The organism is Dorea amylophila, assembly GCF_025567265.1.
Lineage (GTDB): Bacteria > Bacillota > Clostridia > Lachnospirales > Lachnospiraceae > Dorea_A > Dorea_A amylophila.
The window spans coordinates 12,926-36,399 of record NZ_JAOQJW010000019.1; the positions used below are offsets into that span (position 1 = coordinate 12,926).

Here is a 23,474-nt window from a genome sequence, read left to right on the forward strand (position 1 = left end):
GCAAGCTTTTATATCAGTCTATATATCTTTCTATAAAAGCCTGCCTGCCTTTAGTTATTACAAAAAATGTCTTGCTTCAAGAAAATTTTCAAATTCTTTTCGCTTTACAAGTTGCCGGTTACCGATTTTCAGAAGGAAAGGGCATCCCCTTTCCGCTAACAACCTGCGTATTGTATTCTCACCGACATTCGAATATGCCGCCGCTTCCTTTATTGATAAATTAATTTTATTATATACTGGCACATTAATTTCCATATCTTTTCTCCTCCTCCAACCTCTTGCTTTTTTGATGAATATAAATATACTTATTCTCACCTGCTTTCTCCCAAGTCAATCTCTTCTAAACAATCACTCTCTTCTTTCCAAAGCTGTGACATCGTTACAATTGGTCCACCAATCTTATGTCCAGCTTTTTCAATATCGCCCACTGTTAATGCCTGTCCTTTCCGCAGATTCTTCAATACCATCGCAACTCGTTCATATGCGGCAGGATCTATCTGTTGTGCTATGCTTCGAATGTCTTGTTCACTTGGATGAAAGTACAGCTTAACAGCCGTTTGTCCCAACGCCGCAATTTCTTTCTTATTGAAAACACTTAACGACTGCGTTGCCAGCACCAAGCTTATTCCGTACTTACGTGACTCTGTAAGTAACTCAAATAGTGCAGAATTTTTCTTCAATGTTAAGCTCTGAATTTCATCAATGCAGACAACATCAATCTCTGAAAACTGACGATATCGGAGTTGACGCCATACTACGGATAATATAATCTCCGTCAACTGTATCTGCGTTTTAGGATTTATACCTGCCAAAGAAATAATGTTTATTTTTCCAGATTCAATCTGCTTAGTGCTTGGTCTCAGCAGATTGCCATTAAGGATCCCCCACAAACGACTGCGAACACCTTCTGCAGAGTTTCCTTTTTGCTCTTCCAAACACCGACTTATTGTATACATTTCTGTTGCATCCTTATCCTTATGCTCAGCTGCGTATTCCACAGCTGTACGCAGACAGCATATTTGCCGATCACCAAGATTTTGACCTGATGCCAAAATGTCGGCTACATACATGACCTGTACCTTCTTCTCTTCCATACTCTCAGCAGCTTGAATCGGCTCTAATAATCTGAAGTCTAAACCATCTTCAAGCACAGAAATTACATTTTGGTAGCTTTTAGAAAGCTTGTAATGCGTTCCGTCTTTGTCAAGGACGAGAACGGTCTTTCCGTCTTTTATGGATTCCACCTCAATATCTGTCATGCGTACTGACTTTCCGCTTCCTGACATTCCGGTTATCAAAACATGTGAATTCATAGATTCCTGCGCTACCTGTACTTTTGCCCCTTTTACATGTCCTACATATTTAATCATTGTTACTTTCCCTTTCCTGATATATATCCTCCAAACATTCTCCATCTACTGTCAAATAAAGTTTGCGTAGTTTTAATACTCGAGGTCTTTTTTCCCCATTCTGTGTCTTCACGACAATTTTTATCGAATAATCACCGCTGGCATCACAGTAGAGGATTCCCTCCTCTCTTAGTATCGCTTTCAGCTCATTTACTGACACCAATTCTAAGACTTTTCCACATACCTTTCGGAGCATTGCATCAGTCAGGTAGTAGTACTCGTCATCGAACCAGATCACCTTATCTTTAGATATCATTGGGTTGATTTCATCATTTACATCTAGCATGACCAGTTCTTGATTTGTTGCAACAAATTGAAAGAACCTATCTGATATTTCTTCTCTGACATCTCCATTTGCATGTATAATATCTTCAGAAGTTTTTAATAATTTCTCTGTAAATTTTCCAAGTTCATCCACCATTTCATCAGCCTCCTCTTTTTTTAATTCATAATATCTTTGATAGTACTGAGATAACAAATTTTCTATATATAATAACGACCTAACATATGGCTTGTTTTCATTAACCGCTTTTTGTGTATCTTCTATGAAAACATTGATATTTTCTATAATGAAAGCTTTCAATCCCTGCATTTTTACTTGAAAATTCACATCATCTAATACCTTCATATCAGTTTCCCGTATCCGTAAGAAAAAATGTTGAGTCCTAAGATAACTGGGAAGCACTCCGCCCGTTACAAGCACTGGTAAAAAATCCTCTTTTCCAAGAAATTCTTCTGCTTGTTCTTCTTTCATTCCTGTGTTAACTATTTTGAAGCCTAATTCGAAATTTTCCATCTTAGGCATTTTTCGGTCAATCACTTTTCCGTTTCCTACTTTCGCCACATAGGTTTTTATAAAATGCCTCCCCATCGGTATATCATCCGCAATTAGAATTATTCCCTCATCCATCTGTCCTCCAATATCCTCCAAAATTACTCTAATGAATGCAAGGACAAATATCTGCACTGAAGCACTCATCATTTCGCCTTTTTCAAAAAAAATTTCCATAATCTTTCCTCCTCTTCAACAAAAGTAAATTTACCTGTCTTTTCTTTTGTCCATCCTAAATGGGTCTTCACTTCCAAGGTACGAGTGCTAGACTCCATAAGACGGCTCATTAACTGTTCGATATATTCTTTTTTCTTTCGTGGACTGGTCGCATATATCCTGCATCCACAGCATCCCAACTTACGTGTCACGTACTTCACATCAAATATGTATTTTTCTGCCATAACACAGCTTCTCTCGACACCATCAACAATAAATTTGAAAATCCATACTCCTGTATCACCATCGCTGGATACCACTTTGATCGGATTCAAAACTTTGAAATTGAATGTTTCGCGTTTTTCTGCACGTATATTGAGGTTACGTGTTATACAATAAATGTTCCCATTTCCATCTACAATCACCTCTTCATGCTGTGCAAGCTCATTCTCTTTCCGAGCTTCTCGAGAACACATTTTCTGCCATTCTCGTTCTGCCTGTCCCTGACTTTTGATGTTTTCAATTGCTGCCTGTTTTTGTACATCCAACCAATTCTTTTGGGAAATTTTCTCAAGTTCTGGATCACCTGGAGATACTGGTTGATTGTACCCGTAATTGTAATGCATGTTTTCCATACACTTCTTCCCTTCTTACTGTTGCCCGGTTTTTTTCTTTTTTTTATTTTCAATGTGCAAATTTTCTTGATATTTTTGTATTTTTCAGAAGTTTATTTTGAAAAACATCAAATATCCGGGCACCCCTTAACTATCATTACAGTAATCTTTCATTTTCAATTCCCCTTTCTATCATTTTCGGATCCGTTGCATCTATCTTACTTTTTTATCCCACTTTTATACATTTTCGTTATTTCCTTAACGATAATTTTTATTTTTGACATACAGCTATACCAATGATATAATTAAATATTAATATTTTATTTTTTACTTTTGTATTTCTACGCAATAAAAAAAGTTGGGCATCACTCCCAACTTTTCATCAATAATTCCAAACATTGAAAACGTCTTTTATCCTTCTCCACTGGAAACTTTTCTATCATAACTGAATGCTGTTCCGATACTAGCCAGCTCTCAACCATCTGCTTTAAATATGTACGCTTCTCCTCTTCTTGTAAACTTTCTTTTTCTTCTGCCTCATATATCTCTGTACAAATTATATTTGGATCATCTTCATCCATTCTATCAATAACAGATATTTCCCAGTCATTCATTATCCTAGGTAGTATATTTTCTATAAATTTTTCTTGTTCATTTTCCATTTGTTCTTTTATGGCTTGCAGTATAAATGTCTTTTTTAAATAATCCAAGTCTTTTTCAAAACACACTTTATTTACGCGCTCAAACTCCAACCATTTATTATCTCCTGTTGGCTGAATTATTTCTCTATTTATATCAGCAGCGTTTATCCTATTATTATTACATGCTACATATATTTCCCTTTTCTCTTCTTCTATCCCATATACCACCTGTATATTCTGAGAAATGCGCCACCAAAAGAATCTCTGCATCGGAAATTCCTTTTCTAATTCAGCAATCCATTTCTGTCGGATTCTTTTTCCGTCAGATTCTGCTTCTTTTCTATATACAACCGCATATTTCATTATATTCTGCATAAGCTCTGTATACTGAATATTTCTTATACGCAGATAATTATTTAAACACTGAATATTTGCTTTGCACAAACATTGCGGATTTTCTACTGCACATCTTATTATACTTTTTACAAATAATAATCTAATGAACAAATTAGGCATATCCCGTATATTGGTAATCATATTTCGAATCACTTTATTTTCTCCTATGATTCTTCTGAATTCTTTATCTGTTTCTTGTGCAGATAAATTTCCAAACAATTCAGCCAATAGTATATCAACATTGAGATTTGTAATTTTCTCCCATATATATTGAAAATCGTTTCCTGTGTCATTCAAATTTTGAACTATCTTTTTCAAGTCATCAATTTTAATCCCATCATCTGCATGGGTAATAAAATTCATAAACCGTTCATTTGCCAACACAAAAAAATTAACTTCTCTAAAATATGATTCTAATCTTATGATGTTGTCCTCTTGGATAGGTAAAAAATATACTTTTTGTTTCTTTCCCAGATATTTATCCCTCAATCGTTTCATATCTGGTATCAAATTATCCATTATATTTTTTGCTTTAGCATCCGCTTCTTTATCATTTGTATGCATTTCATCTATTTTTCTATAGTCACCTTTTCCTATATCAATGTATTCTATTAACTCTTCCAATGCCTCCACATCATCTGTTATTTCCAAATCTACTTTATATTCTTCCATTCTTTCTAAACGTTTTAAGTTATAAATAATCATCTGTGCTATTTCAAAATAGAGGAACTCCACCTCACCCAAATATAAATCTAATAATTCAGTCAATCTACATGTATTTCCAGTAATACGCTGTTGTAAATGTTGTTGTAAGCTTTCATTGTCTGGTATTAATTTATGAAATATCTGATGCCATACTCCTTGTGAATTATTATTCTCATTCCGACTTATATCTTTTACATCATTCAATATGTTCTTCTTTATAGCTTCTTCAACTCTTTCATCATTGAATATTTTTGCCTTTTCTTTTATAAAATCTTTTATTCGTTTATCCAATAAACCGTCTTCTATATCTGTAATGATAAACAAACCTTCTTTTTCCAATTCTTCCCTATTATTAATTCTCATTCGAATGCCTTTCCTCTTATTTCACATATCTCTTTATATAGCACATCATACTCCCTTACAAATTCTTGCGCAATTACTTTGTCGCTCAAAAGGTACACCTTTCGACACACTCTAAAATAATTCCCCTTCATGTGTCGAAAGGTGTCATTTTACTTTTGGCATATCTGCCATTACCCGTCGGACCTTTTGATTCACTTATCCTTCCCGTTCGTACTTCTTCACAACCCGGTAGAAGCTACTTGGCGACATCTCCAATCTTCGCATTGCTTCTTTCGCCGTAAACTTATTTTCTTTCCACTGCTGGTACACCATCGAAAAATTATCCGGTATTTTTAACTTCGGTCTTCCCAAATGCTTACCTTTCATCTGGGCGGCTTCTATTCCCTCTCTGTCTCTGGCGTGTCGTATTTCGTTCATTCTCTGCTATACTTGCCAGGACTTCGATTAATATATTTTCCACCATTTGAATTATCCATTCCTGACCTTTCGGTACCTGTATCATTGACGTTGGCAAATCCAAGATCATCAGTCGTACATCGTGCTCCTGAAACCATCGTATTTCATTTTTTAAATCATTCTTATTTCTACTTAGTCTGTCGAGTGAGCATATGTACAATACATCACCTGCACGCAATCCCAATTGACCTTTCAATGCCTGATATCCCGGTCTTTCCAATGTTGCCCCGGATTGCTTATCTACAATAATCTGATCTTTTTCGACATACTCCTGTAGCCTTAATATCTGACGATCCAAATGTTGTTCCTTACTACTTACCCTTGCATAACCATATGTCTTACTCATACTTTCATTCCTCGTCGCTTAAAATTTCCAGTTCACCCGTCTTCCTCCTAAAAACATAAACATGATAGCTCATGTTATTTTCTATCATTTTATTTTGCCTCCTACTTCATCTATTATCTGTAACTCTTTATACAATTCCATCCCATCATGAATACCCACACCATATGCAAGTCTTGAACATATATTGTTCTCTGCACATACCGAATTAACAATTTCTTCAATATCTTTAAATGCATCCTCTGATACCTTACTCTTAACCTTATTTACAAGCTCATATGTCGCTTTCATTGCTTTTTCGTACTCTTTACTGCGTATGAGCATCTTCTCTGAAATTGTATAAAATCTCCACTCTTCGAAAATTCCGGTCAAAAATTCCAGCTTATATTTCTTCCGTCTTCTCATTTACGCACATTCCTCCTGATATACGGTATCGAAAATGTTCTCGCTATTGATTTCACTCATGTCTGCTCCTATTTCATTCTTAATGGTTTCATCTGTAGATAATGCATTTCTGAATTCAGATTTCAGTGGCGCATACTTTAATGCTTTCTTAATGATCGTCTTCAACGCCATTGATTCGTAATTGGTTCTCCACGGACTAAACGAAGAATCAAAAGCTTTAGAATATTCTTTTGCAAAATCGTCCATAGCCGTTTTACTCATAACTTCGAATCCAAATCCTCCATTGGTCAGCTTAAATAATCCATAGAATAGTCTTATTTCTCCCCGTTCTCCTAATGTCGGTCTGTGATCCAGACACGGGTTTAGTCCCAATTCATATTCAAATTCATCATTCTCATAGACGGTATGAGCCGTTATAATCTGCATATTCGGATTCCGATAACTAAGGTCAATCAATCCCTTATATCCCAACTGGAACTGACACTCCATCTTGCCTTTATTATTGTATGGAATTAAAAATGCCTGTCCCAGTGGTGTATTCGGCTCTAATCCTAATTGCGCTGCATTCATCAATGCCGCTAAGAATGACATCGGAGTGCATTCATTCAGCTTCGGTGTTGTGTTCAATGCAGATAATGCCATCCTCGTAAATCGTTCCGGCGTGATCACTTCCGGCAGTGCTTTCTTGATCTGTGGTTCCATTACTTTTATCATGTCGGCAATGCTCATAGACTTTTTAAGTTTGGTTCCTGCCTTGGTATTTTCTACTTTTCTCGCTAATTCCTGTTTAATCTCGTCTGTTTTTCCTACTGTCATTTTGCTTCTCCTTTATCCATATAACAAAAAAGAGATGAGCCACTATCGACTCATCTCTTTCGCTACAATACAATTTTTATTTTATTCCCAGTGTTTTTTCTACTTCATCTGCGGATATCCATCCCTCTTCTCTCGCAGAATCTTCGCCCTTTTCTAACTCCGTCATTAATGCCAATGTCACTTTTATTTTTTCACAATCTTTCGAATCTGAAATTGTTTCCGCATTTTTCATTACAAACACTTCCTTTCAATCTTCTTAGTATAACAATTTCAATCTGATTTTACGATACAAATCCCCCTGTTTATTGCACAACATTTACGCCGCCCTCACAACAAAACGTCTGCTTATAGACGTTCTTTTAAATCTGTCATAAATCTCCGGTTCGATGTCGGTGCTTCCTGTACCTTTGTCCCTAATCCGTGCCACGGTGTCTCTCTTACATAAAACATACTTTCTAAATTTGCTGCCATAATAATTCCTCCTAAATTTCATTTTTAATTTTTCTTAGTTGTCTGAATCACATACTTCTTTGATAATGGTTGCCGCTAAACCTAATGCTGCTAATAAAATCTTGTCCATATTTTACTCACTCCCTTCTGGATTTTTGTATAAAATAAGACAGAACCCGTTATGGATTCTGCCTTGGTTTAATTGTTTATCATTATTATAATATACAATTGAAATTATTGACTTTTACTTTATAATATCAATCATGCATATCTCAAATGCCGTATTAAGATACCCAATATTTTTCATTTACATATGTTGCATTATCTGTTATTTCATCTATAACATTCCAGCCTGACGGTATTGATCTTGTAATTGTAAAAGATTCTGCATCATCCCAAATTAACGTAAATATCAATCCCTCACCATAATCAATGGTTACTGTTCGGCTGTCTTTTATTGTTCCTTTCATTCCACCGCCTACGCCTCCAAGTATTCCCGGATTTTCCTGAGTACCCATTGCAAAATATATGCTATCTCCTTCTTTCCACACATCTATAAGACCGGATTCAGCATCACTTCCACATTGATATGCTCCTTCCATTCCGATAAATGAATTTACACTGTCTGAATTATTCGTCTCCTGACCATCTGTTGAATCTGATGTTCCATTCACTTCATCTTCAACTTTTTTAATTAATTCAACATTTTTCTTTTCAAATGAATTAAGTTCATCTTCTTTGAACTGATCTGCCGATACTCTTTCTCTATACCAATATTTATTTTCAAAGTATTGTTTCAGATTTTCATCGGTAAAGATATATCCATGCCTTGCATAAATTTCATTTCTTCCAATATTCATTTCATCAACATCAACTTTTCGTATTTCATCTTCTGATAAATACTTATTGGCACTATCTGGGAAAACAAATTCTTTCGCTATGTCTTCTTTAAGTTTTTTTACATCTTTTTCCGTAAGTGCTAGATAAGAAAGTTGCACAACTTTATCTGTATCCACATTGCAGAAACATACAACCTGTTCCTTCTTTTCATAATTTATAGCATATAATCCTTCAGCAGAAGGTGTCGTTTCTGGATATGCATCTTTTAATTTTTTCTCGGCTTCTTCTTTCGACATTCCTAGTTTTACACCATGAAATGATGGAGATGTTTTCTCATCTCCCCCTATATGAATAAGTTTAACTTTTCCCTTTTTCATTGATATGTTTATAGCAAGATCCGATGTTACATATTCATCTTTTTCCACCTTAGGTATACCAATTTTTTTTATTTCATCTTCAGATTTCCCGATTAAATCTTCAAAATCTTGATTAGAAAAATCTTTAATTTCTTTTGTCTTTTTTTTCTTTTTACTTACTGATGTTGTCTTCTGTTGCGTATTTTTTTGTTTATTGGTATTAACACCATACGTAACACCAACACTTACAACAACTATAACACCTATTATTGCTCCAACAATAATTTTCTTTTTATTTTTCTTATTATTCTTTTTTTCTTGCTGATTTACCTGTTCATGCTTTACATTATTTCTTACTATTTCTTTTCCACAATTAGGACATATTTTCCACTCGTCCTTTACTTCTGCGCCACAATTTCTACAAAACATTTTTCACCCAGCCTTTCTATTTTTAATTTCAATATTTCATAAATAAAGAAGACTTTCTATACTATTCCGATAGAACTTATTTTTCGATCAATTTTCTCAAATAAATCTAATTTCTAGTACAGAAAGCCTTTATACACTAGAATTGAAATCTTTTGATTCTGATTTCGTTTTACTTCACATCAATAGAGTTTATTGACTTTTACTTTTCACGTCATTATAAGAAACAGAACTTACATCCCCTAACGATAAACCATTTTCCTGTAAATTCTGTTCAAATTTATCCAGATCATCATTAAAAATGTCTTCAATTAATCCAGTTTCTCGAAGTTTCTGGTCAAATTCTTTTGTTGGATTTCGCCTTTCCCCATCAATCATTAACGTAAATTCATCATCATCTACTGAATAATTTATTATTGTCAATTCTCCGCTTGGGGTTTCATAATCCAAATATATCCTAAAATCATTATCACTAAAATCATATGTAAAAGTTCCATCATTCTCTATATCACTTCCACCTAATGCAGATGCAACATAATACCCTGCATCTGCATCATAAAAACTAACAAATTCATTTTCTTCAACATATTTTATCTCCCACATATGTTTGTAATTAAATGAATAACTGTCATCTGATTTTATTTCATCTGTGAATTGACACAGCGTATTTATTGTATTTTGTGCTTCTTTATTCGCTTTCATTAATCTAACCGCCACAAAAACGCCCAAAACTACCACTACTGCAATCACAATTATAAATATTCTTTTCTTTTTCGATTTTGTTTTCTGCCCCTTAGTTGTTATATTATTTGCATAGTCGTAGCTACTTCCTGATGCGTTCTGATTATTTGTCATTTCATTTTCTTCACTCTTGACATTCTTCCCACAATTCGGGCAAAATTTTTCAGATCCTTTAATCTCTTTTCCACAATATTTACAAAACACTTTCCCACCTCTTCCTATTTTTACTACTCATATTTTATTTTCACCATCAATTCAAAGTAGCATTTCCATCCGAATCCAAAACTAATGTTGCTCCATTTACATCACAATCTTTAAAACTTAAACCATAGTACTCATATTGTGCGCCATCCATATCTCGAATAGCAAAATCCCAATCCAGATCATTTGCTGTAATTGTAAAAGTCACATTCATTGAATTGCCATTATATAAGATATTATCTCCCAAAACATCTTCTTCCCAATCATCTGTATCCGTCTCAGAAGCATACAATTCATATATATCTATTCCCGTGTGATTTACAACTGCACCAGTTCTCGCTTGTATTTCTTTATAAAATGTAAATTTTTCTATTCTATGCGCGTCAGCTTCCATGCTCTTTCTTGCTTCATATTGATTAAAACGCTTTCCACATGTATTACATATCCAATATTCATGTGTCTTACTATGTACTCCCGTTCCACAAGCTCCACAAAGAATTCCTATCGGTCCTAATAATATAGATCCGCAGCAAGCATTGCTAAAGCTAAATGATTTCCCATGAGTTTCAGTTGTCGCAATAAATTGACAATTCTCACTTCCACAATTTGGACATTTCATCAATCGTTCCCCCTATTAATAATTTCATTGCCGGTATTTCCAAAACCATAATACCTATGCCACACAAAATTCCTGTTATTAATCTAAGCCTTTGATTCGACATTCTCCATTTCAAATACTGACTTCCACCATCAATCACTAAAGGTATACATAATAAAATTGCAATTTCCCAGTTTATGATTTTTAAAAAGTAAATCAATATCCCCATCAAATATCCAATTACAAGCCCCGTGCATCTTGCACATAACGGAAACTGATAACCTTTGTAAAAAAAGCTTCTCTCCGGCATTTGATGGCAACCCAATCTGGCTCCTATATTCATAAGTTTTATCCATATTTTCAGTTTCATTTTTCAGTTTTCATCTTTTCATCATATTCATACATACTATAGTAAAAATTATACGACAATGAATGGTATTTTATAACGTGTTATCGAATATTATTAACGATATATTCCATTAGTCTATTTTAACTTTATCTCATTTCTCGTAGTACACATATCTTTTTACGTGAAAATTAAGACAGAATCCGTAAAGGATTCTTTCTTAATCACAATATCAAAATTACATACTTATTCAAAAATCACTTAATCTCTTGTCCGCATTCCGGACAGAACACCATGGTTTTGTCTATTTTAGCTCCACATTTTGAACAATTTACTTTTTCTGGCATATCTTGTTTTTCAAGCACTACACTACCACAATTAGGGCAAAATTTAATTTCTTCATTCAATTCATAACCACATTGACTACATACTATTTTTTCCTGTATTGTCTCTTCCTTCTTCTCCACAACAGGTGTTCCACATACCGGACAAAATCGTGTTCCTTCTTCTAGTTCATACCCACATTCTTTACATTTCAAGACTTCTTCTTTCTCTTCTTCTACTTTCTTTCCACAATTCGGACAAAACTGCGTTCCTTCTTCTAGTTCATACCCACATTCTTTACATCTCAAGACTTCTTCTTTCTCTTCTTCTACTTTCTTTCCACAATTCGGGCAAAACTGCATTCCTTCTTCTAGTTCATACCCACATTCTTTACATCTCAAGACTTCTTCTTTCTCTTCTTCTACTTTCTTTCCACAATTCGGACAAAACTGCGTTCCTTCTTCTAATTCATACCCACACTCTTTACATATTAATTTTATCAATTCACATCCGTTCTCATCACACCTTTGTTCTTTTTTCTCTGGTATCTTTTTCCCACATATCATGCAAAATATGCCCCCTTTTTCTAAGGTTGCTCCGCAGCTTGGACATATCGCCACCTCTTCGCTTTGGTTCATTGACATGTCCTTCGACTTTTCTTCTTTAAAATTATTAATCACCTTTGGCAATATATTAGCCGGTAATTTTGTTATAAAACTTTCGTATGCCATAAATTCATAATTGTCAATATTGGTATGAATATATACATCTACCGGATATAATAATTTTGAAATATTTTGACTTTTTTCAAGTGTAATATTACTAATATCAGTTATAGGTATGGCAATTGTTTTATCCAGTGCCGTAATTAAATTTAAACTTAATCTTCCTCGTCTTATAAAAAATACATTTCGATCAGTTATTACCAAATAACTTCTTAACCCATTTTTTCGTGCACCATTAGAAAATACTCTTCCTATATTTTTTTCAAATATTTCCACAAATCCTTGCACTGTCTCATCTTCTGTTAGTAGTTCCTGTAAATCTTTTGCAATTTCCTTCCCACCTAAAGTAAAAAAAGAAGGATTATCTACACTCTTTAACTGTTTCAATATTGTTCCTTTATCCATTTTTCTACCTCATTCCTTCTATACATCTATAAACTCAATTTCTTTTTTACATTTTTATTTTCTCGTTAAAATTATACGACAATAAATATTATTTTACAACGTTTTATCGAATATTATTAACGATATATTTATAGATTGGCGGTGAAATATTGTTTAAGGTTTTAGAGCGTATCACATACTACAGAACCCAAAAAGGATGGACGGAATATCAACTTGCGGAAGAGTCCGGTTTAACCCAATCAACGATTTCCTCATGGTACCGTAAGAACATGGTCCCTTCTATTCCTTCATTAGAGAAAATATGTACAGCTTTTGGCATTACCTTATCCCAATTTTTTTCTACAGAAGAAACTTCATTTTCCCTTACACCACTTCAAAAAGATCTATTAGAAGCATCCGGACATCTTACAGAACCACAGCAACAAGCTTTAATAGAATTTTTTAAGCTTCTTTAAAAGACAGAAGAGTTGCCAGCAATAGGCAACTCTTCTAATATATCCTCATTTTTTCAATTATGATTAAGATTTATCGTAAATGGCTTTACAAACATCTTCTCCCTATATTCTTCATATGACACATCACGCTTTGTATAAAAGACATTTACACTTGTAATATCTTCTATATAAAATCTGTCTTTCCGTCCATTCTGCAATTCATCAAATTTATCTTTTGCATATGCTTTTGCTTTATCAAAATCTTTCTCTCCCTTTACCTTATACTGTGGTGTATGCCTTCTGGCACTCTTAGCCTGATTCCAATTAGTGTATACTCCGTAACCTCTTGTACCTGCAACGCCATAATATTTTCTCATGATTGTGATCCTCCTTATATTCATTCTTTATTCGTATGTATTGTTATCTGTTATTTTTTATTCTTAATTAACGTTATGCTATTGTCATCATAAGCTGATTCAATGATTCCAGAGTGTAAACGGTCTTATCCTTATTCCCATCTGTTCCGCAACTTCTCTTTTCATCATTCTCCGATAAAAATAATCCAACCTTTCGATTTCTTCTACATAACACGAACTCTCAACACCGTGTAACTTTCTATATTCATCTTCCGCATATGCTTTCGCCTCTTCAAAAGTTTTAAACTTCTTCTTTTTATTGTCACTATAACCGTCACATTCTTCCCTTGCTCTATCCCATGAAGTAAATACTCCATATCCATCCCACCTTACTACTGCATAATACCAGACTCCGTCCGTATGCTTTTTCACATTCTTCTTCATAAATATAATCTCCTTTCATAATTCGATTTTATTCTCATGTAACATCAACTGTTATTTCTTACCATTAACTAACATCCATATGTTACCTGCAGGCTAACCAATACAGATTTTTACGGGACAAAAACACTTTCCCGAGATAACCATACGGTCATCTCGGTTGGTGTCTATAATCCTGTAAATCTCTGTTATGGTTACCTGCCACAAATATTGCCATTTTCCTTATATAACTGTCTTCATCCACTCTATAAAAGCCTTCTATTATCAATCTCTACTGCTCTTCTTATTATTCCCTTTACATTCATCTCTCTTCTATCTGTCTGTATATCCCTTATCTTCTATTCCTAGTGTAGTGTGCGTAGCATCTATACCTATACTTTCCAAAATATACATATCTATATACTCTATTATATATATGTTACCGACTTTTACTTTTATTTAAGAACAAAAAACGTCTATACATACTAATAATGAAATTCTAATGAAAGGAAGTAACTACAATGTCAAAAAGAACAAAGCATTCAAAAACAGTTAAAATACGTTTTACCAATCCAGAGTATCAAGCCGTTAAAATTACAGCGTACAAAAAAGGTTATTCTGTACCAGAATTATTACGAGTTCTTTGTACTATTGCCGGTGCCGAATCAGATCCACTGCTCAATCCTGGAACCATTAAAATAATTCAAAATCACACACTCTGTCAAATATGGAATTACATTCAATTCTGGGAGATTCCAGAAGATGTGAAACAAGAAATCAGAAGGGAGATTACACGCTATGTCTAATATATTAATAAAAATCGTCAATGATGACTATACCAACGACAGTTCTATAGCAAATATGATCAATTACATTTATCGAACAAAAAACTGTAAAAGTAAACAAACCGAAGCTCTTCCTATTCATGCTTATGGAATACTTACTGTTCCGCCAACCTACGCAAGCCTGATTAACGACTTTCAAGCTGTTTACATATCCGCCAATCCAGAAAACTCGTCCCGACATATTTGGCATGTGATCTTTTCATATAATCGTAGTAAGATAAGTAAAAAATTCCGCAATTGTATTGATGTCATTGCCGGATCGATCGGACTTGTTTATCCGACTTGCTATGCTTATCATTTTGACAGTAACCACATACACTGCCATATGGTAATCTCAGCAACACCTTTTCTACCTGCACCTGAACCGCTGACAGGTATGAATCTTGCCAATTATATTACAATAAAAATGAATTCCAGTGGTTTTACATTTGATATTAACGATGAAGGGGGATTTCTCAATGTTTGAAAATTTTGATGATATTTTGAATGTAGATGATGTAACAAAAGCTCTTAAGATTGGGACTTCACAAGCCTACAAATTAGTTCGCTCTGGAAAAATCCAGGCATTTAAAGAAGGGCGTGCATGGAAAATATCCAAACAGGCTCTGATCAATTATATTATGAATCAACAATAAAACAACTCAAAAGAGCATCCCCTCTCAAAAGGTGATGCCCTTTTCCTTTAATTTGTCAAAATCTTCTTCCGATTATTCATCAAAATCCAGTTGCAATATATTGTGCTCATGCAACCAATCTTTCATTGCATCCAAACGCAAATCAAGAAGATACTCGTAAAACGCTTGATTACTGCCTGATTCACGTAAGTATTGCCAACGCTTGCGATAATCTGGAATATCAATATTGTATTCCTCTATAAACCATCGTAATCCTTTCTCCTTGGAGCACAACTCCATATCATACGGGAAAATCCATACTTTACCTTCCTCTTGTTGGCTTAAAGCCTCAAGATTCTCAAGTGAACTACATTTTCCGGTTTCCCTATCGTAGCACTTAACTTCCTCTGCACCAACGAGATTCACGATTCTTGACAAATCTTCTCTTTTCATTGTTTCTTCTTTTGTCATTTTCTTTTCCTCCTAGTTTAAATTTGGAGGATGCAAAAAACAATTGACATTTATTTTCTTTGAATAGTTAATTTTTTGATTCGGTTTTTTTCATCCCCGATACTATGAGGATATCACTTTTCCTATTGTTTGACAACCTTTTTTACTTTATATTTCTATCTTCGTCACTTTGAAAAATTCAAAAACAAAATATTATTTTCTTATTTTTCTTCTTTTATCTCTTTGTGCATTTTCACAACATATCAACACCTCTCTACGTTCATCCGATACATTGCATAGCATCTGGATAGCAAGACTATCCCATTTATGAAATTCAATTTTCTACTTACTCGCAAGTGTTTCATCGTCTATATAACAAAGAAACATTACATAACAACTGACTTTCAGTTATATAGCAATGCTCCCTTGTTAAAAATTGAAAAATAACTATTAAATTTTGTCTCCACGAAATTTCCGATTGTCTCCACATTGTCTCCATTTGAATGTGAAAATACATCAAAAAAGACGAACTTATGATACATTAGCATCAATTTTAATTTTCCTTACAATCCCCTGAAAACGCCCTATTTCCAGGTAAAATCCGGTGTCCCTTCCAGGTCATACGGCGTAGCCTGATACACATAATAATTCAACCAATTCGTATACAGGTTATTCGCTGTCGCTCTCCATGTAAGCAGCGGTCCTTTCTCCGGATCATCATCCTGATAATAATTCTTCGGGAGTTCAATCGGAAGTCCCTTACTTTTGTCCCGTTTATACTCACCGTCCAATGTTATACGGTCATATTCCGGATGTCCCATCACAAAAATCTGGCGCCCATTCTGTGCCATGGCAAGGAACAGACCTACTTCGTCAGATTCCGCCAGAACCGTAATCCTCTCATCCGCATGCACTTTATCCAGTGGTGTCTCTGTATGACGGGAATGTGGTGCCAGAAATACATCATCAAAGCCACGTACCAGCGGAATTTTCCGGTTCAGCACTTTATGCCAGAAGAGACCGAACGCCTTCTTATCTAATTGGACCTTGTCAATTCCGTAATGATAATACATGCCTGCCTGCGCTCCCCAGCAAAGATGCAGTGTAGATACTACATTCGTCTTGGTCCAGTCCATAATACGGGTCAGTTCATCCCAGTAATCCACTTCTTCGAACGGCATCTGCTCTACCGGTGCTCCGGTAATGATAAATCCGTCAAATTTTTTATCCTTGATCTCATCAAATTTCTGATAGAATTTGTTCAGGTGACTCACTGAAGTGTTCTTCGACTGATGTGAAGCAACCGCAACAAATGTCACATCTACCTGAAGCGGTGTATTAGACAACGAACGTAATATCTGCAGTTCTGTCTCCTCTTTTAATGGCATCAGGTTTAGAAGTCCGATCTTGATCGGACGGATATCCTGATGCATTGCACGGTGTTCATCCATCACAAATATATTTTCACTCTCTAATATCTCCTTGACCGGGAGATCATTCTGCACTCTGATCGGCATAATTTATTCCTCTTTTTCCTTTTTATTTTCTTCTGTCTTCTGTTCTTCATTCTCGGTCATATTATCTTTTTTCTGAAAATATGTCCCATCATTATCTACATAACTATCTCCGTTATAGCATTCTGACTCTGTCGGCAATTTCTTTTTCTCCAACTGATTATCCAGAAAAAGTTTTACAATATAATAAATGACTGCAAACGCCGGCACTCCGAATAACATTCCGAGAATTCCAAATAAGCCTCCTCCGAGAAGGATCGATACAATTACCCAGAATGCGGACAGCCCGGTAGAATTTCCAAGAATCTTCGGTCCCAGTATATTTCCGTCAAACTGCTGCAGCAACAAGATGAAGATCAGGAAATAGACTCCTTTCATCGGATCTGCAAGTGCGATCAGAACCGCACTCGGAATTGCTCCGATATATGGTCCGAAGAACGGAATTACATTCGTCATACCCACGATCACGCTGACAAGCATTGCATACGGCATATTCAAAAGTGATGTACCAATAAAGCACAGGATTCCGATAATGATAGAATCAATGATCTTACCAATGATAAATCCCCCGAATATCTCATTTGTCTTTACTGCAATATGAATCAACAGGTTGGCACGTTCTGTCGGAAAGATCGCATATGTCGCTTTCTTACTCTGATTAATAAATGTCTCTTTGCCGAACAAAATATACACAGATACGATCACTCCGATTACTGCATGGAACAATTCCATAACCAGTGTATATAATCCAACCGTCAGATGGGTCATCACTTCATTTACTTTGTTCAGAAGATCCGTACGCATCCAGTTCTGAAGGCTTGTAGATGCCTCGTTCATCGCATTCTTCAACATTGTCGTCATCGTCGAATCATCCAGTTGTATATGATTCATCTGCTTCACCAGCTGGTTGATCTGAGCCGGAAGCGTAAAGATCAGATTCCGGATACTTGTGATCAGTTCCGGGATCAGCATATTGATAAGCGTTGTTACAATGGTGATCAGTACGACCAATGCCAGAATCACTCCTGCACATCTTGATACCGTCTTCGCTTTTTCTTTCTTCATATGTTTTTCCAGAACCGGCACCAGATATGCATCTACCGTTCTCACGATCGGATTCAACAGATATGCGATTCCGCATCCATACAGCACCGGCTTCAGGATAGACAGTATCTTTAATACCGTATCTGAAATTGCTGTCACACGCAGCATTGCAAAATAGACTAGAATACATGCAACGATCACCAGGAAATATGTCATTCCGCGGTTGAACTGCTGCCTTAATTTGGATGGACCCTTTCTCCCAAAACTGGGACGGTCTTTATAATATGTATTTTCTTCTTTGCTCATAAACTCCTCTTCTTTCCTGCCTGTTTCGCATATAAAATCATTATACCCTTGCCGTAAATTTACGTCAACCGACAAAAAAGGATCAGAACAATTGTTTCTATAAAACTTTTATAAAAACTTATGTTCTGATCTTTTTTATTTCTGCCCCGGCCGCTCTATCCGTTAAAGCCGGTATCCGGCATCTGTCTTATCTTATGCACATCCACACTTGAATGTTGCACACTCTGTCTCGTCGCAATGACAGGCATTTCCGCCTTCTACACTGATCTTTCCGGCATGACACTGACATTCTTTATTATACATGCAGTCTGTTGCCTTACAGTCTACACTGCTCTTTGCCGATGCCTCTTTCCCTTCCATATCCGAGTATGCATCCACATAGGTGCTTCCGCCTTTTCTCTCTTCAAAGCTGTCACAGCTTGTCTCAGCAGCTTTCTTTGCAGAATTTCCTCCTACCACGATACTGTCAAGATTACAGTAATAATTCTGATTGTGCGTACAAGTCTGTACGGTACATCGTAAATCTGGCATAATATATCCTCCTTTCAAATACAAGATATATTATGCCAGTTCTTTTTATTTCTTATACATTTGTAAAAACAAATTAGTTTTCTTCTTTTACAACTTCTCGTCTTTCTCTTGTTGCGATTTCTTCTGCAACAGATGCTACGAACGCATCCAGACTCTTCTGGCCTTCATCTCCTGCAAATCTGCTTCTTACGGATACCAGATTTTCTTCTTCTTCTTTTGCTCCTACTACAAGCATGTATGGAATCTTCTGCATCTGAGCCTCACGGATCTTATAACCGATCTTTTCCGCACGTGTATCAATCTCTGCACGGATACCTGCTGCATTTAATGTCTCCAGTACTTTCTGTCCGTATTCCAGATGTTTATCCGAGATTGGAAGCACCTTAACCTGTACCGGTGCGAGCCATGTAGGGAATGCTCCCGCAAAATGTTCGATCAGGATTCCGATGAATCTCTCGATGGATCCAAATGCTACACGGTGGATCATGATCGGACGGTGTTTCTCTCCGTCTGCACCTGTATATTCCAGTTCAAATCTCTGTGGAAGCTGCATATCAAGCTGAATTGTTCCGCACTGCCATGTTCTTCCGATAGAGTCTGTCAGATGGAAATCAATCTTTGGTCCGTAGAATGCTCCGTCTCCTTCATTTACTACATAATCAAGACCAAGATCATTCAGTGCGCCGCGAAGACCTTCTGTTGCAAGTTCCCAATCTTCGTCACTTCCCATACTGTCTTCCGGACGTGTAGAAAGTTCTACATGATACTTGAATCCGAACAGCTGATATACTTCATCAATCAGCGCTACAACACCTTTGATCTCATCACGGATCTGTTCCGGCATCATAAAGATATGTGCATCATCCTGTGTGAAACAGCGCACACGCATCAGACCATGTAACTGTCCTGATTTTTCATGACGGTGAACCAGTCCGAGCTCTCCGACACGAAACGGGAGATCTTTATATGAACGTGGCTCAGCTTTATATACGAGCATTCCACCCGGACAGTTCATTGGCTTGATTGCAAAGTCCTCTCCGTCAATCTGTGTTGTATACATATTTTCTTTATAATGATCCCAGTGACCGGATGTCTCCCAGAGGTGTCTGCTTAAGATTACCGGCGTAGATACTTCTACATAACCTGCTTTTTTGTGAAGTTCTCTCCAGTAATCAAGCAATGTATTCTTAAGCACCATTCCCTTTGGAAGGAAGAACGGGAATCCCGGACCTTCTTCGCACATCATGAAAAGTCCAAGTTCTTTGCCAAGTTTTCTGTGGTCACGTTTCTTTGCTTCTTCAAGCATTGTCAGATATTCATCTAACTGTGCTTTCTTAGGATAAGAGATACCGTAGATTCTTGTGAGCATCTTGTTCTTCTCGCTGCCTCTCCAGTAAGCACCTGCAAGGCTTGTAAGCTTGAATGCTTTTACCGGCTTTGTTGTCATCAGGTGTGGTCCGGCACATAAATCAACGAATTCTCCCTGCTGATAAAAGCTGATCTCTTCTCCTTCCGGAAGGTCTTCGATCAATTCAACTTTATATGGTTCATCTTTTTCTTTGAAATATGCGATTGCATCTTCTCTTGTCTTTGTAAATCGTTCGATCGGAAGAGCTTCTTTGACAATCTTCTTCATCTCTTTTTCAATCTTTTCGAGATCTTCTGCTACGAATGGTGTCTCACGGTCTACATCATAGTAGAATCCATTCTCGATCGACGGTCCGATCGCAAGCTTTGTATCCGGATACAGACGTTTGATTGCCTGTGCCATAATATGAGATGTGGTATGCCAGAAAGCACCCTTTCCTTCTTCGTTATCAAATGTAAGTATCTCCAGTTCACAATCTTCATCCACAACATGTCTGAGATCTACTACTTCACCATTTACTCTTGCGGAAGTTGCCACCCTTGCCAGACCTTCGCTGATATCTTTTGTAATATCCAGTACTGACATACTTCCTTCATACTCTTTGAAAGATCCATCTTTTAATGTGATTTTCATAATTATCATGTCCTCTCTTTTTATTTTCTATTCTATCCTCGGGCATGCATCTTCTTTTCTGCCCGTTCAGCAATCACCTGTAATCTGCGGTTTCTATTGTATGCTTTGTCAGCTTCTTTCAAACGCATGGCAATAAAAAATTCCCTTACAGACAAATGCTGTAAGGGACGAGTTTTCTCGCGGTTCCACCCTGTTTGAACTGACGCATCAAAGTCTCTTCATTTTTCAAAGACCTCTCATGTCAGAACCTCTTAATTATGACGATAACGGAATCACCGGACTGTTTTGCAGCCACTCAGAGGTAGTTTTCAGAAGGTTCCAAAATAAGAAGCTTTCAGCCTGCGGCTTCTCTCTCTGGCATTTCTTTCCCAGCCTACTCTTCTCTTCAACGTGTTTTTTATACGCTCTCATTATAGCACGAGGTTTTACTTTGTCAACATTTTTTCAACCACAGTTTCCAGACCGCAAAACATTCCCGTACAAAATAATTGGGAAATAGTAATGGATGACAGCCTGCCGCTATCGGAAATGGATTCTTAAATCCTGCGCGTTTTGCATACACACATCCCCGGTATACATGAAAATTATTCGAGACAATACCGACCGGTGTATCCACATCTGCAATCAGTTTTCTGGAAAACTTCAGATTCTCCAGTGTATTTACCGATGCGTCTTCCTGTATAATGCGTCTGCAGTCGATCCCTGCACGCTCCAGATACTGCGCCATTGCATACGCTTCTGTTACTTCTTCATCGTTCCCCTGTCCGCCGGAGACGATTACATGTACATCTGGGTGCTCTTTCAGATACTCTAATGCAGAATCCAGTCTTCGTTTCAGTGAATCGGTAATCTTCCGGCCTCTCACCTGCGCTCCCAGCACAATGATCCATCTTGTGCCGGATCGTGTATCTTCTTCCGGTCTTTTTTCCAAAGGCCTTCTGCACATTCCTGTTATGATCTTTATCTCAGCAATCAGAAGGAGGCATACAGCAATACCGATCAGCGCTTCTACCACACACGGCATTCCATACAAACGGATCAAAACGCTTCCTGCGATCCCCACAATTCCGGCCGCCAGCCAGAATCTGGAAAAAGTAGAGTCCCATTTTTTCAGTGCGATACAGATCGCACTGTAATAAATGAGACTCAGGATACCTGCAGCCAGAAAAATTATCTGCCACAGCATTTTTTATATTTTTTACCTGATCCGCACGGACATGGATCATTTCTTCCAATTTTCTTTGGTTTACGAATTGTTGTAGATTCTTTCTGTTCTTTATAGAATTTTTTTAATTCTTCTTCAGAAAAAATCTCTTTCCACTGTGGAAGTTCATACAGCCAGTCAGCTTTCGCTGCTACCATATTCTTGTACAGTCTCTCTTTATCAAATGCAAGGCTTATTACTGTATCTTCTTCTACTGTATCCAGATCCAGTTCGATCAGAAGGCTTTCATTGATTCCATCCAGGAAACCGATCATGGTCAGAACTTCCTGTCCGAACTTCTCAGCCAGTTCTTTGACTGTTCCTTTCACTGCTTCATCCGGATTAGAAAGAAGCTTTTCGTAAATCTCTTTCTCAATCTGGAAATATGTTCCCCAGAATTTTTCCAACTGACTTCTGTCTGCAGTCTCATCATAAGCGATGTTCTGCCACTGCTGATATAATGTGCTCATATTTCTATACTCCTTTGTACAATATTCATTTGCAATTTTTCACTGCTCTCTATATAATATACTAAAGTCTTGATTCATTGTAAAGGATGATTATTATGAAAAATGCAAAACGTATTCTGGCACTCATTGCCGCTATTTTATTATTCGGTATGTATCTCAGTACATTAATATTTGCCCTGATGGGAAGTCCACATTCTATCGACCTTCTCTGGGCATCTGTTGCATGTACGATCATACTTCCTGTACTTTTATACGCTTATACGCTGGTATTTAAGCTTACCCGCCACGATGACCCTGACCAGGATCACGACCATGCAAGCGATGATACCATATAGAATTCCAGAGGCATCAGACTTTCTTCTCGATCGTCTGATCCTTTTTTCTTGTGTTTTCTTTCGTTTTCTCTTATTTTCTTTCTCTTTGCAAGGTATTCTTCCATTGAAATTACTTCTGCTTCTTCTTTTGTCAGGTCTCTTGTATTCATTGTGCATACCTCCATCTTGATTATTTGTATCCCCTCTTACGTCTCTGGTGTCTGATTACACCGACGTTATTATTATATTTACGATGATCTTATTATATGCATATTTTGTGGCAACATTATGGCAGAAATCTAAATAAAGCATGAGAAATTTCTTAAGGAAAACATAACTCTGATCTGAAGAATCCCTCCCTGACTGTTTCTTCGGAATGTATGAATACTCAAAAAACAGCAGCTATAAGTCTACTTTTATCT

General features: G+C 36.5%; 31 protein-coding genes. 5 read left to right on the forward strand and 26 right to left on the reverse strand.

Annotated elements, in window-relative coordinates:
- Positions 1-57: 57 nt before the first annotated feature.
- From OCV72_RS12030 to OCV72_RS12105, 16 genes are all read right to left on the reverse strand, one after another.
- Entirely contained in the window at positions 58-315 is a 258-nt protein-coding gene (locus OCV72_RS12030; RefSeq protein ID WP_242859255.1) for an excisionase, read from the reverse strand.
- Positions 312-1,370, reverse strand: a complete 1,059-nt coding sequence (locus OCV72_RS12035; protein ID WP_055284103.1) for an ATP-binding protein — start codon at positions 1,368-1,370, stop codon at positions 312-314. Before OCV72_RS12035 ends, OCV72_RS12030 begins: the two co-directional genes overlap by 4 nt.
- Positions 1,363-2,418, reverse strand: a complete 1,056-nt coding sequence (locus tag OCV72_RS12040; RefSeq protein ID WP_055284104.1) for a hypothetical protein — start codon at positions 2,416-2,418, stop codon at positions 1,363-1,365. Before OCV72_RS12040 ends, OCV72_RS12035 begins: the two co-directional genes overlap by 8 nt.
- Positions 2,388-3,032 carry a hypothetical protein gene (locus tag OCV72_RS12045; protein WP_055284105.1) on the reverse strand — a complete coding sequence of 215 codons (645 nt, stop codon included), beginning with the start codon at positions 3,030-3,032 and terminating at the stop codon, positions 2,388-2,390. The genes OCV72_RS12040 and OCV72_RS12045 overlap by 31 nt, the downstream gene beginning before the upstream one ends.
- 344 nt (positions 3,033-3,376) lie before the next feature.
- Positions 3,377-5,116 (reverse strand): hypothetical protein, encoded by a 1,740-nt coding sequence (locus tag OCV72_RS12050; protein ID WP_055284106.1) that lies wholly within the window; start codon positions 5,114-5,116, stop codon positions 3,377-3,379.
- A 195-nt stretch (positions 5,117-5,311) separates the two neighbouring features.
- On the reverse strand, positions 5,312-5,482 hold the full coding sequence (locus OCV72_RS12055; RefSeq protein WP_242859256.1) for a helix-turn-helix domain-containing protein: 171 nt from the start codon (positions 5,480-5,482) through the stop codon (positions 5,312-5,314).
- Positions 5,472-5,918, reverse strand: coding sequence for a recombinase family protein (locus OCV72_RS12060; RefSeq protein WP_055284107.1), 447 nt, complete (start codon positions 5,916-5,918; stop codon positions 5,472-5,474). The genes OCV72_RS12055 and OCV72_RS12060 overlap by 11 nt, the downstream gene beginning before the upstream one ends.
- Positions 5,919-6,002: 84 nt before the next feature.
- A complete protein-coding gene (locus OCV72_RS12065; protein WP_055284108.1) occupies positions 6,003-6,320 on the reverse strand; it encodes a hypothetical protein in 318 nt (105 codons plus the stop codon).
- Complete coding sequence (locus tag OCV72_RS12070) at positions 6,321-7,136, reverse strand: recombinase RecT (RefSeq protein WP_055284109.1); 816 nt, start codon at positions 7,134-7,136, stop codon at positions 6,321-6,323.
- A gap of 76 nt (positions 7,137-7,212) precedes the next feature.
- On the reverse strand, positions 7,213-7,368 hold the full coding sequence (locus OCV72_RS12075) for a hypothetical protein (RefSeq protein ID WP_155515233.1): 156 nt from the start codon (positions 7,366-7,368) through the stop codon (positions 7,213-7,215).
- 113 nt (positions 7,369-7,481) lie between these two features.
- A complete protein-coding gene (locus OCV72_RS12080) occupies positions 7,482-7,607 on the reverse strand; it encodes a hypothetical protein (protein ID WP_262568959.1) in 126 nt (41 codons plus the stop codon).
- 263 nt (positions 7,608-7,870) lie between these two features.
- On the reverse strand, positions 7,871-9,211 hold the full coding sequence (locus tag OCV72_RS12085; protein WP_055284110.1) for a YARHG domain-containing protein: 1,341 nt from the start codon (positions 9,209-9,211) through the stop codon (positions 7,871-7,873).
- Positions 9,212-9,400: 189 nt separating this feature from the next.
- Positions 9,401-10,153: a zinc ribbon domain-containing protein gene (locus tag OCV72_RS12090; protein ID WP_055284111.1), complete on the reverse strand. Its 753-nt coding sequence runs from the start codon at positions 10,151-10,153 to the stop codon at positions 9,401-9,403.
- Between the two features lie 46 nt (positions 10,154-10,199).
- The gene (locus tag OCV72_RS12095) at positions 10,200-10,769 is read right to left on the reverse strand and encodes a hypothetical protein (RefSeq protein ID WP_070099641.1); all 570 of its coding nucleotides are present in this window, start codon (positions 10,767-10,769) and stop codon (positions 10,200-10,202) included.
- A complete protein-coding gene (locus tag OCV72_RS12100; RefSeq protein ID WP_242859257.1) occupies positions 10,744-11,118 on the reverse strand; it encodes a DUF2085 domain-containing protein in 375 nt (124 codons plus the stop codon). Before OCV72_RS12100 ends, OCV72_RS12095 begins: the two co-directional genes overlap by 26 nt.
- 233 nt (positions 11,119-11,351) lie before the next feature.
- Positions 11,352-12,548: a zinc ribbon domain-containing protein gene (locus OCV72_RS12105; protein ID WP_055284112.1), complete on the reverse strand. Its 1,197-nt coding sequence runs from the start codon at positions 12,546-12,548 to the stop codon at positions 11,352-11,354.
- A gap of 149 nt (positions 12,549-12,697) precedes the next feature.
- Between OCV72_RS12105 and OCV72_RS12110 the strand changes: the two genes are divergently transcribed.
- Entirely contained in the window at positions 12,698-13,003 is a 306-nt protein-coding gene (locus OCV72_RS12110; RefSeq protein WP_081021062.1) for a helix-turn-helix domain-containing protein, read from the forward strand.
- 53 nt (positions 13,004-13,056) lie between these two features.
- Here OCV72_RS12110 and OCV72_RS12115 read toward each other — a convergent pair whose 3' ends face one another.
- Positions 13,057-13,359, reverse strand: coding sequence for a ribonuclease H1 domain-containing protein (locus tag OCV72_RS12115; protein ID WP_055284113.1), 303 nt, complete (start codon positions 13,357-13,359; stop codon positions 13,057-13,059).
- A gap of 99 nt (positions 13,360-13,458) precedes the next feature.
- Positions 13,459-13,782, reverse strand: coding sequence for a ribonuclease H1 domain-containing protein (locus OCV72_RS12120; protein ID WP_055284114.1), 324 nt, complete (start codon positions 13,780-13,782; stop codon positions 13,459-13,461).
- A 497-nt stretch (positions 13,783-14,279) separates the two neighbouring features.
- On the opposite strand from OCV72_RS12120, the gene OCV72_RS12125 reads away from it, so the two are divergent.
- Genes OCV72_RS12125 through OCV72_RS12135 form a run of 3 tightly spaced genes read left to right on the forward strand, consistent with a single transcriptional unit; the run spans position 14,280 to position 15,238 of the window.
- On the forward strand, positions 14,280-14,564 hold the full coding sequence (locus OCV72_RS12125; RefSeq protein WP_055284115.1) for a hypothetical protein: 285 nt from the start codon (positions 14,280-14,282) through the stop codon (positions 14,562-14,564).
- The gene (locus OCV72_RS12130; RefSeq protein WP_055284116.1) at positions 14,557-15,069 is read left to right on the forward strand and encodes a relaxase/mobilization nuclease domain-containing protein; all 513 of its coding nucleotides are present in this window, start codon (positions 14,557-14,559) and stop codon (positions 15,067-15,069) included. The genes OCV72_RS12125 and OCV72_RS12130 overlap by 8 nt, the downstream gene beginning before the upstream one ends.
- Positions 15,062-15,238: a helix-turn-helix domain-containing protein gene (locus OCV72_RS12135; RefSeq protein ID WP_055284117.1), complete on the forward strand. Its 177-nt coding sequence runs from the start codon at positions 15,062-15,064 to the stop codon at positions 15,236-15,238. The genes OCV72_RS12130 and OCV72_RS12135 overlap by 8 nt, the downstream gene beginning before the upstream one ends.
- 72 nt (positions 15,239-15,310) lie before the next feature.
- Here OCV72_RS12135 and OCV72_RS12140 read toward each other — a convergent pair whose 3' ends face one another.
- From OCV72_RS12140 to OCV72_RS12170, 7 genes are all read right to left on the reverse strand, one after another.
- Positions 15,311-15,688: a hypothetical protein gene (locus OCV72_RS12140; RefSeq protein ID WP_055284118.1), complete on the reverse strand. Its 378-nt coding sequence runs from the start codon at positions 15,686-15,688 to the stop codon at positions 15,311-15,313.
- A 563-nt stretch (positions 15,689-16,251) separates the two neighbouring features.
- A complete protein-coding gene (gene metA / locus OCV72_RS12145; protein WP_055284119.1) occupies positions 16,252-17,184 on the reverse strand; it encodes a homoserine O-acetyltransferase MetA in 933 nt (310 codons plus the stop codon).
- Positions 17,185-17,187: 3 nt separating this feature from the next.
- Entirely contained in the window at positions 17,188-18,531 is a 1,344-nt protein-coding gene (locus tag OCV72_RS12150; protein WP_055284120.1) for an AI-2E family transporter, read from the reverse strand.
- A 192-nt stretch (positions 18,532-18,723) separates the two neighbouring features.
- On the reverse strand, positions 18,724-19,062 hold the full coding sequence (locus tag OCV72_RS12155) for a DUF1540 domain-containing protein (protein WP_055284121.1): 339 nt from the start codon (positions 19,060-19,062) through the stop codon (positions 18,724-18,726).
- A 73-nt stretch (positions 19,063-19,135) separates the two neighbouring features.
- Entirely contained in the window at positions 19,136-21,064 is a 1,929-nt protein-coding gene (gene thrS, locus OCV72_RS12160; protein WP_055284122.1) for a threonine--tRNA ligase, read from the reverse strand.
- Between the two features lie 433 nt (positions 21,065-21,497).
- Positions 21,498-22,250: a YdcF family protein gene (locus OCV72_RS12165; RefSeq protein ID WP_055284123.1), complete on the reverse strand. Its 753-nt coding sequence runs from the start codon at positions 22,248-22,250 to the stop codon at positions 21,498-21,500.
- Complete coding sequence (locus OCV72_RS12170) at positions 22,235-22,738, reverse strand: SEC-C metal-binding domain-containing protein (RefSeq protein WP_055284124.1); 504 nt, start codon at positions 22,736-22,738, stop codon at positions 22,235-22,237. The genes OCV72_RS12165 and OCV72_RS12170 overlap by 16 nt, the downstream gene beginning before the upstream one ends.
- A 95-nt stretch (positions 22,739-22,833) precedes the next feature.
- Between OCV72_RS12170 and OCV72_RS12175 the strand changes: the two genes are divergently transcribed.
- Positions 22,834-23,073 carry a hypothetical protein gene (locus tag OCV72_RS12175; protein ID WP_055284125.1) on the forward strand — a complete coding sequence of 80 codons (240 nt, stop codon included), beginning with the start codon at positions 22,834-22,836 and terminating at the stop codon, positions 23,071-23,073.
- Here the strand turns inward: OCV72_RS12175 and OCV72_RS12180 are convergent.
- A complete protein-coding gene (locus OCV72_RS12180) occupies positions 23,043-23,222 on the reverse strand; it encodes a hypothetical protein (RefSeq protein WP_055284126.1) in 180 nt (59 codons plus the stop codon). The two genes, OCV72_RS12175 and OCV72_RS12180, sit on opposite strands and share 31 nt — an antisense overlap.
- Between the last annotated feature and the right edge of the window lie 252 nt (positions 23,223-23,474).